This is a genomic window from Cellulosimicrobium cellulans (assembly GCF_006539945.1).
Lineage (GTDB): Bacteria > Actinomycetota > Actinomycetes > Actinomycetales > Cellulomonadaceae > Cellulosimicrobium > Cellulosimicrobium cellulans.
This window is the reverse complement of the sequence record NZ_BJNZ01000026.1, coordinates 32369-44813: the sequence shown is the minus strand read 5'-3', so window position 1 is coordinate 44813 and position 12445 is coordinate 32369. Positions and strand designations below refer to the sequence as shown.

At 76.6% G+C, this 12445-nt stretch carries 9 protein-coding genes; 6 read left to right on the top strand and 3 right to left on the bottom strand.

The genetic code is table 11. The annotated features are described in order from the left end of the window. Positions 1 to 66 precede the first annotated feature (66 nt). The 3 genes from CCE02nite_RS16355 to CCE02nite_RS16345 all read left to right on the top strand — a co-directional run bounded on the left by CCE02nite_RS16355 (position 67) and on the right by CCE02nite_RS16345 (position 3949). On the top strand, positions 67 to 1908 hold the full coding sequence (locus CCE02nite_RS16355; RefSeq protein ID WP_141390684.1) for a beta-N-acetylhexosaminidase: 1842 nt from the start codon (positions 67 to 69) through the stop codon (positions 1906 to 1908). A 134-nt stretch (positions 1909 to 2042) separates the two neighbouring features. Further along, positions 2043 to 2762, top strand: coding sequence for a FadR/GntR family transcriptional regulator (locus CCE02nite_RS16350; protein ID WP_141390683.1), 720 nt, complete (start codon positions 2043 to 2045; stop codon positions 2760 to 2762). After that, positions 2759 to 3949, top strand: coding sequence for a CynX/NimT family MFS transporter (locus CCE02nite_RS16345; RefSeq protein WP_141390682.1), 1191 nt, complete (start codon positions 2759 to 2761; stop codon positions 3947 to 3949). Before CCE02nite_RS16350 ends, CCE02nite_RS16345 begins: the two co-directional genes overlap by 4 nt. A 110-nt stretch (positions 3950 to 4059) precedes the next feature. Here CCE02nite_RS16345 and CCE02nite_RS16340 read toward each other — a convergent pair whose 3' ends face one another. Continuing rightward, positions 4060 to 5739: a DEAD/DEAH box helicase gene (locus CCE02nite_RS16340; protein ID WP_141390681.1), complete on the bottom strand. Its 1680-nt coding sequence runs from the start codon at positions 5737 to 5739 to the stop codon at positions 4060 to 4062. A gap of 242 nt (positions 5740 to 5981) precedes the next feature. On the opposite strand from CCE02nite_RS16340, the gene CCE02nite_RS16335 reads away from it, so the two are divergent. Continuing rightward, the gene (locus CCE02nite_RS16335) at positions 5982 to 6695 is read left to right on the top strand and encodes a ferritin-like fold-containing protein (RefSeq protein ID WP_141390680.1); all 714 of its coding nucleotides are present in this window, start codon (positions 5982 to 5984) and stop codon (positions 6693 to 6695) included. Positions 6696 to 6756: 61 nt separating this feature from the next. Here CCE02nite_RS16335 and CCE02nite_RS16330 read toward each other — a convergent pair whose 3' ends face one another. Together CCE02nite_RS16330 and CCE02nite_RS16325 are read right to left on the bottom strand one after the other, a co-directional pair. Next, positions 6757 to 6981, bottom strand: coding sequence for a DUF3107 domain-containing protein (locus CCE02nite_RS16330; protein ID WP_047234756.1), 225 nt, complete (start codon positions 6979 to 6981; stop codon positions 6757 to 6759). Between the two features lie 94 nt (positions 6982 to 7075). After that, positions 7076 to 7861, bottom strand: coding sequence for a TetR/AcrR family transcriptional regulator (locus CCE02nite_RS16325; protein ID WP_141390679.1), 786 nt, complete (start codon positions 7859 to 7861; stop codon positions 7076 to 7078). A 111-nt stretch (positions 7862 to 7972) separates the two neighbouring features. On the opposite strand from CCE02nite_RS16325, the gene CCE02nite_RS16320 reads away from it, so the two are divergent. Next, a complete protein-coding gene (locus CCE02nite_RS16320) occupies positions 7973 to 8890 on the top strand; it encodes a DUF3152 domain-containing protein (RefSeq protein ID WP_255318919.1) in 918 nt (305 codons plus the stop codon). A 25-nt stretch (positions 8891 to 8915) separates the two neighbouring features. Beyond that, positions 8916 to 12386, top strand: coding sequence for an ATP-dependent helicase (locus tag CCE02nite_RS16315; protein ID WP_141390678.1), 3471 nt, complete (start codon positions 8916 to 8918; stop codon positions 12384 to 12386). The last annotated feature ends 59 nt before the right edge of the window (positions 12387 to 12445 follow it).

Genomic DNA, 12445 nt, shown 5'->3' with positions numbered 1-12445 from the left:
GGAGCGCTAGGGTCGGCAGCGGTGCGGACGACGGCCGTCCGCGCGGCGAGTTCGGCAGGGGTCCTCATGAATGCTGGCAGGCGCTCGGCGCGACCGACGTTCGCCGTGCTCACCGCGATCGGGGTGGGCGGGGTCGTGGCCCTCGCCGGCTGCACGTCCGCCCCCGGCGGGGCGCCGAACGCGCAGGAGCTCGGGCTCGTCCCGCTCCCGGCGTCGGTCGAGGTCTCGGACGCCGCGCCCTTCGTGCTCGACGACGCGACCCGGGTCGTCGTCGACGCGGCGGCGGGCAGCGCCGTCGGGCAGGAGGGCGCGGTCCGCGTGGGCGAGCTGCTCGCCGCGGAGCTACGGACGCCCACGGCGCTCGACCTTCCGGTCGAGCCGGTCCTCGGGGACGCCAGGGACGCCGGGGACGCCGGGGACGAGCCTGCCGGGGTCGAGCCTGCCGGGGAGGCGGGGTCCGTGGTGCTCCGGCTCGAGCCGGGCGGCGAGTCCTGGGACCCTCACGGCCTGCTCGACGACCCCGCGGCCGAGGCCTACACCCTCGAAGCCGGGGAGGACGGCGTCGTGCTCGCCAGCACGACGCCCGCAGGCCTGTACCGCGGCACGCGCACGCTGCTCCAGCTCCTGCCCCCCGAGGTCGAGGCGTCCGCCCCGGCCGACGGCGTCGCGTGGGAGGTGCCGGCGGTCGAGATCGCGGACGCGCCGCGCTACGCGTACCGCGGCGCGATGCTCGACGTCGCGCGGCGCTTCGCCCCGGTCGAGGACGTCCAGCGGTTCGTCGACCACCTCGCGGACTACCGCCTCAACGTGCTGCACCTGCACCTGTCCGACGACCAGGGCTGGCGGCTCACGGTCGACGGCCTGCCAGGGCTGACCGAGGTGGGCGGTCGGACGCAGGAGGGGTGGCCGCCGGGGACGGGCGGGCCCTGGTTCTACACGCCCGAGGAGTACGCGCAGATCGTCGACTACGCGGCCGAGCGCTTCGTCACCGTCGTCCCCGAGATCGACGGGCCCGGGCACACGCTCGCCGCGCAGTCCGTCCTGGGGTCGTTGCGCTGCGACGGGACGCCCGGCGAGCCGTACTGGGGACCGGAGGTGAACAACCCCATGATCTGCTCGAGCGACGAGAACATGCCGGCGGTCCGGGAGTACCTCGACACCGTGCTCGCGGCCGTGGTCGCGCAGAACCCGGGCCCGTACGTCCACCTGGGCGGGGACGAGGCCCCCAGCCCTGCCGAGGGGTGGTACGAGAACTACACCGCGGCGGCGAACGAGATCGTCGCGGAGGAGCACGGGCGCACGGTCATGGGCTGGCACCAGTGGGCTCAGGGCGCGACCCTGCCGGAGGGCAGCCTGATCCAGTACTGGGGCGTGGGCGAGCGCAACCAGGGGCTCATCGGGACCGCGCGCGAGACCGCGGACGTCCAGGAGGTCCGCGCGGCGCTCGCCGCGGGCGCCGACCTCGTCATGTCGCCCGCGGACCGGACGTACCTCGACATGAGGTACGACGACCTCACCCCGTACGGGCTCGAGTGGGCCGCGCGGATCGACCTCGAGCGCGCGTACTCGTGGGACCCGGAGACGGAGCTGACGTCGACCCTCGACCCGGAGCGGAAGGTCGACGTCGCCGGACGTGTCGCCGGGGTCGAGGCGCCCCTGTGGTCGGACCGCTCCTACCCGGACAGCCTCACGCACCTGCCGACGAGCACCGACGAGTTCGTCGACGTCGACGTCTACGTGGACCTCATGACCTTCCCCCGCCTGCCCGCGCTCGCCGAGGTGGCGTGGACCGCCCAGGCCGACCGCGACTTCGAGGACTTCGAGGCGCGGATCGTGCGGCAGGCTCCCCGGTGGGACGCCGCGGGCATCGGGTGGAACCGGGTGCACGACGTGCGCTGGGACGACTGAGGCGGACGTCCGGCGTCCGGGATCGCGGTCCCATCTCCGTCCTGGCGTGTGGAGGTCCGCGCCGCCCCTGACCAGAGACCCCGTACGACCCGCCGTCGGCGCCGAGAGCAAACAGGGGATGTTAGGTTCTTTCGGTGAACCAGCCGATCGTCCCGCCCCGCAAGGTGTCCGAGCTCGTCGTCGAACGGCTCAGCGAGCGCATCGCTCGGGGAGAGTGGCCGGTGGGCACACGGATCCCGCCGGAGCCCGAGCTCGTGGCCGAGCTCGGCGTGGGTCGCAACACCGTGCGCGAGGCCGTGCGCGCGCTCGAGCACGCGGGCGTGCTCGAGCCCCGGCGCGGCGACGGCACCTACGTCCGCGCGGCCGACGGCCTCGACGCCGCTCTCGCCCGCCGCGCGCGCACCACCGACGCCTTCCACGTGCTCGACGTGCGCGGCATCCTCGAGCGGGGGGCGGCGCGGGCGGCGGCGGGACGGCACGACACGAGCGCGCTCGCCCGGCTCGACGCCGCGCTCGCGGCCCAGGCCGCGGCCCGCGACGGCGACGAGGACACCTTCCAGGCCGCCGACGTCGCGTTCCACGCCGAGGTCGTGCGCGCGGCCGGCAACCCGCTGCTCGCCGACCTCTACGACGGCCTCGACCACGCGCTCGTCCGGACCTTCCCGACGGGGGAGCAGCGCCGCCACCACCGCGACGTCCCCGGGCACGAGGAGGTCGTGGCCGCGATCCGGGCCGGTGACGCCGACGCGGCCGAGGGCGCGGTGGCTGCGACGATCGACGCCGTGCGCGCGCAGCTCGTGGAGGCTGCTGCGGAACGCCCCGGTCGCGCGGGAGCCGGGGAGGTCGACGCGTGAGCGGGCTGCGCCGTCCGCTGGGGGTGGGGGCGGTCGTCGCGATCGTCCTCGCCTCGCTCAACCTGCGCCCCGCCGTCGTGTCGATCTCGCCCGTGCTGGGCGAGATCCGCGCCGACCTGGGGCTCAGTGCGGCGGCGGCGGGCGTGCTCACGACGCTGCCCGTCCTCTGCTTCGGGCTCCTCGCGCCGCTCGCGCCCGTGCTCGCGCGGCGCTGGGGGCTCGAGCGTGCGCTCTTCGTGAGCCTCGTCGTGCTGTGCGTCGGCTTCGCGCTCCGGCTCGTCCCCGAGACGTGGGGCCTGTTCGCCGGGACCGTGGTCGCCGGGTGCGCGATCGGCCTCGGGAACGTCCTGCTGCCCGCGCTCATCAAGCGCGACTTCGCCGACCGCATCGGCCTCATGACGGGCCTGTACTCGATGGCGCTGTCGGGTGGCGCCGCGCTCGCCGCGGGGCTCACCCTCCCGGTCGCGACCGCGGCCGGTCTCGACTGGCGCGGCGCGCTCGCTACGTGGGGCGTGCTCGCCGTCCTCGGGGTGCTCGTGTGGGTGCCGCGCGCGCTGCGGCCCGACCCGGCCGGCGCGACGGCGTTCGGCGCGGGTGCCGGGGCCGGGGTCGCCCGTTCCGCGGTGTGGCGGAGCCCGCTCGCCTGGGCCGTCACGGTCGTCATGGGCATGCAGTCGCTGTCGTTCTACGCCGTGAACGCGTGGCTCCCGGAGATCATGGTCGCGCTCGGCAGGACCCCGGAGGCGGGCGGCTGGCTCCTCGCGCTGTGCAACCTCGCGGGCATCCTCGGGTCGTTCGTGACCCCGGTGCTCGCCGGGCGCATGCGCCGCCAGCGGGGCATCGGGATCGTGCTCGTCGTGCTCGTCGGTTCCGGTCTGCTCGGGCTGGCCCTCGCACCCGGCGCCGCGGCGCTCTGGGTCGTGCTCGTGGGCCTCGGCCAGGGCGGCGGCATCAGCCTCGCGCTCACCCTCATGGCCCTGCGCGCCCGCGACGCCGCCCACACGTCCGAGCTCTCCGGCATGGCGCAGAGCGCCGGCTACCTGCTCGCCGCGACCGGGCCGCTCGGCCTCGGGCTCGCGCACGACGCCACCGGCGCATGGACGCTGCCGCTCCTCCTGCTCGTCGCCGCGGCGGCGGTCCAGGGCGTCGCCGTGTGGTTCGCGGGTCGGGACGCGCACGTGCACTGACCGGGACGCTCCCGGACGCGACGAACCCCGGGTCCCTCCCCACGGCGCGGTGGCCGTGGGGAGGGACCCGGGGTTCGTCGTCGGACTACGGGACGGGGCCCGGCGGCGGACTACTCCGCGGGCTGGGCGGCCGCCTCGGCGCCGCCCTGCTGCTCGACGGGGCGGCCGCCGCGCGTGCGGCGACGGTTCCGGGACCGACGACGGCGCTCGCCGCCCTCGGACGGCGCGTTCTCGGACGGCGCGCCCGCGGTGGCGTCGGTCTGCTCGCCCTCGCGACGGCTGCTCGAGCGCTCGCCCTCCGCGCGACGCCCGCCCGAGCGGCCCTGGCCGCCCGAGCGACCGCCGTCGCCCTGGTCGCCCCGGCGGTGCCCACCGTCGGACCGGCCGCCCTGGCGACCGCGCGAACCGCCGGCCGGCGTGTGCCGCTTGCCGGTCTCGCCGAGGTCCTCGATCTCCTCCGCGTCGAGCCCGGCGAGGGTGCGTCGGTCCTTGGGGAGGCGGCCCTTGGTGCCCTCGGGGATGTGCAGGTCCGTGTACAGGTGCAGCGAGCTCGAGTACGTCTCGACCGGCTCGGGGATGCCGAGGTCGAGGGCCTTGTCGATGAGCGACCAGCGGGGGATGTCGTCCCAGTCGACGAACGTGACCGCGGTGCCCTTGTTGCCCGCGCGGCCGGTGCGGCCGGTGCGGTGCAGGTAGGTCTTCTCGTCCTCGGGGCACTGGTAGTTCACGACGTGGGTGACGTCCTCGACGTCGATGCCGCGCGCCGCGACGTCCGTCGCGACGAGCACGTCGATCTTGCCGTTGCGGAACGCGCGCAGCGCCTGCTCGCGCGCACCCTGGCCCAGGTCGCCGTGGATCGAGCCGGCCGCGAAGCCGCGGTCGACGAGCTCGTCGGCGACCTTCGCCGCGGTGCGCTTGGTCCGGGCGAACACGATCGTGCGGCCGCGGCCGTCTGCCTGGAGGATGCGCGCGAGCATCTCGACCTTGTCCAGCGCGTGCGCGCGGTAGACGACCTGCTCGATGTTCTTGACCGTCTGGCCGCCGTCGTCGGGGTCGTTCGCACGGATGTGCGTCGGCTGCTTCATGTAGCGGCGCGCCATCGAGACGACGGCGCCCGGCATGGTCGCCGAGAAGAGCATCGTGTGCCGCTGCGCGGGCGTGCGTGCCAGGATCTTCTCGACGTCCGGGAGGAACCCGAGGTCGAGCATCTCGTCCGCCTCGTCGAGGACCACGGTCGCGGCGCGCGCGAGGTTGAGATGGCCCTGGTTCATGAGGTCGATCATGCGGCCGGGGGTGCCCACGACGACCTCGACACCGCGCGTCAGCGCCTCGACCTGCGGCTCGTACGCACGGCCGCCGTAGAGCTGGACGATGCGCACCGAGCGGCGCTTGGAGGCCGTGGTGAGGTCGTTCGCGACCTGGACGGCGAGCTCGCGCGTCGGGACGACGACGAGCGCCTGCGGCTTGCCGGGGGAGGGGAGCTCGTCGAACCCGGGCTCGCCCGGGGCGACGACGCGGTGCAGCAGCGGCACGCCGAAGCCGAGGGTCTTGCCCGTACCGGTCTTGGCCTGGCCGATGATGTCGTGGCCGGACATGGCGACGGGCAGCGTCATCGCCTGGATGGGGAAGGGCTGGACGATCCCCGCGTCGGAGAGCGCGTCGACGATCTCCTGGCGCACGCCGAAGTCGGCGAAGGTGGTGTTGTCCGCGTGGACGCTCGCGGCGACGGTCGTCGCGTCCGCGCTCACGTCAGGGGTCGCGTCGGTGCTGGTCGCGTCTGTGGTGGTCACTGGTGCCTCTGTCTCGTTCGGGCACGCACGACCGTCCGCGGGCCCGTCGTGGGCCCGGTACCGGAGAGCCTCCCGGTCGCGGTCGTACGCGCCTCGTGGCCGGCAGCCGATCGTGAATGTCGTGGCCCGGCCCGCGCTGCGGACCGTGCCGTGCCGTCGTCGTTCGCGTGACGAGCGTGAGGTCTGGACGACCGGGCAACCGATGTACGTCGGCCATGATATCGGAGAACTATCCTGGCCCGATGAGCGACGCCGAGCACGCGAGCCCCCTGACCCTGCACACGGCGGACCACGCGGACGCCGTCGAGCTGCTCGGCCTCGTCGCCTACACCGAGCTCGCGAGCTTCGGCCGCCTCGCGGGCGACGCCGCCCACGCCCCGACGCTGCGGCAGCGGCAGGCGCTCTCGCGGCTCGCGGCGGCGATGCTCGACCGGCAGGAGCGCGTCCTCGTCCGCGTCGACGAGCTGGGCGGGGACCCCGCCGACTGCATGACCGCGTTCGACGGCCTGTTCGACGACTTCGACGCGCGCACCCGCCCCAGCACGTGGTGGGAGGGGATCCTCAAGGGGTACGTGGGCCAGGGCGTCGCCGACGACTTCTGCCTGCTCGCCGCGCAGGGCCTCGACGAGCGGTCGCGCGACGTCGTCGTGGAGGCGCTCACGCAGGACACGCCGTCGCAGCGCTACGCCCCGGTCATCGCGGACGCCGCCGCCGCGGACCCGGTGCTCGCGTCCCGGCTCGCGCTGTGGGGCCGGCGCCTCGTCGGCGAGGCGCTGGGCGTCGTCGGCGTCGTCCTCGCCCAGCGGCCCGCGCTCGCGCGTCTCGTCGCCGCGGGGACCGACGCGACGGCCGGGGCCGCGTCGACCGGACCGGCGCCCGCGACGCAGTCGTGGGTCTTCTCGCGCCTCACGGCGGAGCACTCCCGGCGCATGGACCGCCTGGGTCTGGCAGCATGACGAAGCCGCCGCCGCGCCCGGGGGCGCGACGGCGGCTGTCGTGACGGTCAGGTCGAGGCGGTCAGAGAGAGCCGAAACCGACCTTGCGCTGCTCCTCCGTGCCGATCTCGACGTAGCCGAGCGACGCCGTCGGGATGATCACGCGGCGACCGCGCGAGTCGGTGAGCTCGAGGGCGGGGGCGCCGCCGAGCGCGTCGGCGACGGCCGTCGCCACGGCCTCGGCGGACAGGTCCGTGTCGACGACGAGCTCGCGGGCCAGGTTCTGCACACCGATCGTGACTTCCACTCAGATCTCCTCACAGCGGCTGCGCCAGGCGCAGCGACGACGGGCCTCGGTCCGCCCGTGGGCGTCCCACCGGCGACAACGCGTTCGATAGTAGTCAGATTCCCGCGGCCGAGCCGTCGAGCGCGGCGCCCGGTCCGGTGGCGACGCCGGCGGGCGGCGCCCCCGCGGCGTCCGGCGCTCCGGTCCGCGGACGGCGCAGCATCCCGTGCACGCCGCGCCAGACGAGGCGCGGGACGAGACGCGTGACGTCGTCGGCCGACGCGGTCCCGTCCGGACGGACGGCCTCGGTCGCCGCCGCCCGGCCCACGGCCGTGCACGTCCGCGAGACGACGAGCGCCTCGTCGGCGTCGAGGTCGGTGATCCGGACGAGCACGTCGGCGAACGCCCCCGCGATGCGGGCGTCGGGAGCGAGCACCCGCGCCCGCACCACCGGGTCGCGCATGACGTCGGACTCGAAGAGCAGCGCCGCGGACCTGCCGGCCGTGCGCGCGTAGGCGACGTACGCCCGGACGATGCCCTCGATCACGGCGAGACCGTCGACCGCGAGAGCGTCGAGGTCGCTCGCGGAGATGCCGGGGGCCGGCTCGCGGAACGGGTCGAGCGTGACGTGGACGGCGCGGACGAGGCGGTCGCCCTGGTCGTCGATGAGCGCGAGGTAGAGGTCGAGCTTCGACGGGAAGTGCCGGTAGAGCACGGGCTTGCCGACCCCGGCGCGGTCCGCGATGTCGTCCATCGAGATGTGGTGGTAGCCGTGGGAGGCGAAGAGCTCCTCGGCGATCGTCAGGAGCTGCGTCCGCCGCTCGTCCCGGGGCATCCGGGTGCGCGCGGCGGCGGGCGGCCCGGCCGTGCCGCGCCCGCGTCCCCCGGTGGCTCCCGTCATGGGGGGAGGATACGGAAACCGTGCCTCGTGTCGACCGGGCGTCGCGAGGAGTGGGACGATGGGCGGGTGCCCGACAGACATACCCCCCCGAACCGGCCGTCGACAGCTCGCGTGAAGCGCTCCTCGCGGGGCGTGCGGCACGGTGCGGCGGTCGCCGCCTGCCTCGTGGTCGGGTTCGGCGGCGGCGCGGCGACGGCGGAGGTGTGGGACGTCGCGAGCGTGACCGCGCCCGTCTCGGCGGACCGCGAGGACCCGCCCGCTCCGGTGCGCGCCGAGGCCGACGCGGCGAGCCGGTCCGGCGTGGAGCGCGCCGGCGACGTCGCGCAGGGGCCGGAGCTCCACGAGCGCGTCGCACCGCGCCCGGACGTGGTCGTGCCGCTCGCTCCTGCGGACCCGCCGCCGCCGGCGGCCGAGGCGGAGCCGGAGCCGGAGCCCACGCCGACGACGCCCGCGGAGCCGGTCGCGGAGCCGGGCTCCGGGCTCGTGGGCGAGGTCGTCGTCGCGCCCGACCTCGGGGGCGCGCTCGACGTCGTCCCGGGCGAGGCCCCGGCTCCCGGGACGGGCACCGTGCGGTCCGTGCGGGTCGAGGTCGAGCAGGGCCTGCCCGTGGACGGCGAGGTCCTCGCGACGGCGGTGCTCGCCACGCTCAACGACCCGCGCGGGTGGTCCGGCCCCGACGGCGTGACGTTCTCCCGGACGGCTGCCGACGACGCCTCGATCCGCGTCGTGCTCGCGAGCCCCGCGACGACCGACCGGATGTGCGCCCCGCTCGCGACCGAGGGGAAGTACTCGTGCGGCAACTCCGTGTCCGGCGTCGCGGTGCTCAACTTCGAGCGCTGGGTGCTCGGCGCCCCCGACTTCGGTGACGACGTCGCGACGTACCGCCAGTACCTGGTGAACCACGAGGTGGGTCACGTGCTCGGGCACGGCCACGAGGACTGCCCGGCCCCGGGGGCCGTCGCGCCGGTGATGGTGCAGCAGTCGATCTCGGCCCAGGGGTGCCTGACCAACGGGTGGCCCGTGCCGTAACGGCGCTCTCGCCGCGCCGTCGGCGATGCCCACGGTGTGGGTGGCCCGTGATGGGATCGGGTCCGTGCCCCGGACGACCGCCCCTCGCCTCGTCGCGCGGCCGCGCGACCACGAGGCCGACGTCACGCTCGACGACTCCCAGCGCGCGGCGCTCGCCGCGGCGGCCGGGCCGGGCGCGACGCTCGTCGTCGGGGCGCCCGGCACCGGGAAGACGCTCGTGGCGCAGGAGGTCGTGCTCGCGGCGCTCGCCGACGGCCTCGCCCCGGAGCGCGTCCTGCTCCTCGCCTCGTCCCGGCGTGCTGCCGCGTCGCTCCGCGACCGCCTGTCGGCCCGCGCCCGGCGCACCGTCGGTGCGCCGATGGTGCGCACCGCGGCCTCGGCGGCCTTCGCCGTGCTGCGCGAGCGCGCGGCCGCGCTCGGGGAGCCCGTCCCGACGCTCATCTCCGGACCTGAGCAGGACCTCGTGCTCTCCGAGCTGCTGGAGGGCCACCTGGAGGGCGACCTCGCGCACCTGGGCTCGCCCCTGGTCCTGCCGCCCGGCCTGCCCGAGGAGGCGCTCGGGCTCCGGGGCCTGCGCCAGGAGCTCCGCGACCTCCTCATGCGCGCGGCGGAGCGCGGCCTGACGCCCGCCGACCTCGCCGCGCTCGGAGACCGCTACGAGCGGCCCGAGTGGTCGCTGGGCGCCCAGCTCTTCGCGGAGTACCTCGACGTGACCGCGCTGCGCTCGGGGACCCCGGACGCGGGCGCCCGGTTCGACCCGGCGATCGTGGTCGACGAGGCGGCCGAGGCCCTCCTCGCGTGGGACGACGAGGTGCCCGACGCCGCGCGGCCACGCTGGGACCTCGTCGTCGTCGACGACTACCAGGAGGCCACGGTCGCGACCGCGCGGCTCCTGCACGTGCTGCACGACGACGGCGCACGGCTCGTGCTGCTCGGCGACCCCGACTCCGCGGTGCAGACGTTCCGCGGCGCGAGCCCGGGACTCGTCGGTCGCGCCTCGGCACCCGCCCGGCGGGACGGGGCGCGGCGGGGCGAGCTCGGCGCGCGGGTGGCCGTGCTCGGCACGGCGTGGCGGCAGGATGCCGCGCTGCGGGACGTGACGCGCCGGGTCGCCGCGCAGGTCGGGACCGTCGCCGGCGCGGTGCACCGCGGTGCTGCGCCCCGGGGCGTGCCGGTCGACGCGGGCTCGGACGACGTGGTCGGTCCGCCGGTCGTGCCGTCGGGGGCCGGCGCGGCCGGCGAGCCCAGGGCCGCCGCGCCCGTCCAGGTCGTCGTGCTCTCCGCCGTCGCGCAGGAGGCCGCGTTCGTGGCGCGCGAGCTGCGGTCCGAGCACCTGCTGCACGGCATCCCGTGGCACCGGATGGCGGTCGTCGCCCGCACCGGGACCCGCCTCGCGGCGCTGCGTCGCGAGCTCGTCGCCGCCTCGGTGCCGGTCACGCTGCTCGGCTCCGACGTCCCGCTGCGCGACGAGCCGGCCGTCGCGCCGCTGCTCGCCGCGGTCCGCGTCTGCGTCGCGGACGCGGACGACGTCGGGGCCCTGGACCCGTTCACCGCCGCGGCCCTGCTCACGTCGCCGGTCGGCGCCCTGGACGTCGTCGCGCTCCGTCGGCTGCGGCGCGCGCTGCGCGCGGAGGAGCTCGAGGGCGGGGGCGGGCGGTCGTCGGACGCGCTGCTCGTCGAGCTGCTGCTGGACCCGGCACGCGCCGCGACGCTGCCGCCGACCGTGCGGCGCGGGCCGGCCGCCGTCGCGCGGGCGCTCGCGGCGGGCCGGGCGGCGGCGGCCGAGCCCGGCGCGACGGCCCAGACCGTGCTGTGGGCGGTGTGGGCGGCGACCGGTCTCGCGGAGCGGTGGCGGACGGCGGCGCTCGACGGCGGCCCGGCCGGGGCGCGCGCGGACCGCGACCTCGACGCGGTGCTCGCGCTCTTCCGCGCGGCGGAGACGTTCGTGGACCGCATGCCCGGTGCGCCGGCCGAGGCGTTCGTCGAGTACCTCGCGTCGCAGGACCTGCCGGCCGACTCGCTCGCGGCGAGCGCGAGCGGCGCCGACGCCGTGGCGGCGCTGACGCCCGCGGGTGCCGCGGGGCGCGAGTGGGACGTCGTCGTGGTGGCGGGCGTGCAGGACGGCGTCTGGCCGGACCTGCGCCTGCGCGACTCGCTGCTCGGGTCGCAGGCGCTCGTCGAGCTGCTCGCGGGCCGCGCGCACGACGCGCACGGCGTCGGGTCCCAGGCGCGCGCCCAGGTGCTGGCCGACGAGCTGCGGGCGTTCGTCGTCGCGACGTCGCGCGCGACCCGGCGGCTCGTGGTGACGGCGGTCCAGGACGCGGAGGAGGCGCCGTCGGTGTTCTGCGACCTCGTCGTCCCGCCCGCCGCTCCCGAGGGGCCGGACGAGGGCCCGGACGGCACCGACGGACCCGACGACGGGTCCCCGCGGCCGGTGGCGACGGGTGGGCCGGGCGCCGCCCCGGCACCCGGCGCGGACCCGGACGCGCGCCGTCACGCGCGCGTCGGTGCCCCGCTCGACCTGCGGGGGCTCGTCGCCGCCGCGCGCGGCGTGCTCGTCGAGGCGGCGGCGCGCGAGGCCCGCGCGGGCGGGTCCGCCGAGGACGGCGCGCCGGACGCGCGCGCGGTCGCCGCGGCCACGCTCCTGGCCGACCTGGGCGAGCTCGGCGTCGCGGAGGCGCGGCCCGAGACCTGGTACGGCGTCGCGGGCGTGTCGAGCGCCGCGCCCCTGCGCGGCGCGGAGGAGATCGTCACGGTGTCGCCGTCGAAGGTCGAGACCGTCTCGACCTGTCCGTTGCGGTGGTCGCTCGAGGCCGCGGGCGGCACGGCGCCGGACGCCACGCACCAGAGCCTCGGCACGCTCGTGCACTCGATCGCGGAGACGCATCCGTCGGGTTCGCTCGCCGAGCTGCGCGCGGAGCTCGACCGCCGCTGGGCCGAGCTCGCGCTCCCCGAGGGCTGGCCGACGCGCCAGCTCCGCCGTCGTGCGGAACGCATGATCGAGAAGCTCGCGGCCTACGTGGCGCAGGCGGGCGAGCCGCTCCTCGTCGAGCCGACGTTCGACGTGACCGTGGGGCGGGCGCGCCTCCGGGGGACGATCGACCGGGTCGAGGCCGCGGGCGAGGGGAAGGTCCGCGTCGTCGACCTCAAGACCGGACGGCGCACCGCGACCAAGGCCGAGGGCGCCGAGCACCCGCAGCTCGGCGCGTACCAGCTCGCGGTCGAGGCGGGCGCGCTCGACGTGCCCGAGGGGACGCGGAGCGCGGGGGCGCAGCTCGTCTACGTGGGCAGCACGCACGTCGGCCCCGCCGTCGTCCCGCAGCCCGCGCTCGACCCGGCGCCGGACGGCTCGAGCTGGGCGCGCGACCTCGTCGAGGAGGCGGCCGGCACGATGTCGGCGGCGACGTTCACGGCCCGCCAGAACGGGCTGTGCGAGATGTGCCCGGTGCGGCGCGCGTGCCCGGTGCAGCCCGAGGGCAGGAGGGTGGTCGCGTGAGCAGCGAGCTGTTCGAGCTCCCGGAGCCGACGCCGTCGGTCCGGCTGGTCGCCGCCGAC

Bases quoted from the DNA above. Each gene is read 5' to 3' on its own strand.
- CCE02nite_RS16315 (WP_141390678.1), top strand. From the start codon at position 8,916: ATGCCCACGGTGTGGGTGGCCCGTGATGGGATCGGGTCCGTGCCCCGG.
- CCE02nite_RS16355 (WP_141390684.1), top strand. From the start codon at position 67: ATGAATGCTGGCAGGCGCTCGGCGCGACCGACGTTCGCCGTGCTCACC.
- CCE02nite_RS16335 (WP_141390680.1), top strand. From the start codon at position 5,982: ATGAGCGACGCCGAGCACGCGAGCCCCCTGACCCTGCACACGGCGGAC.
- CCE02nite_RS16325 (WP_141390679.1), bottom strand. From the start codon at position 7,861: ATGACGGGAGCCACCGGGGGACGCGGGCGCGGCACGGCCGGGCCGCCC.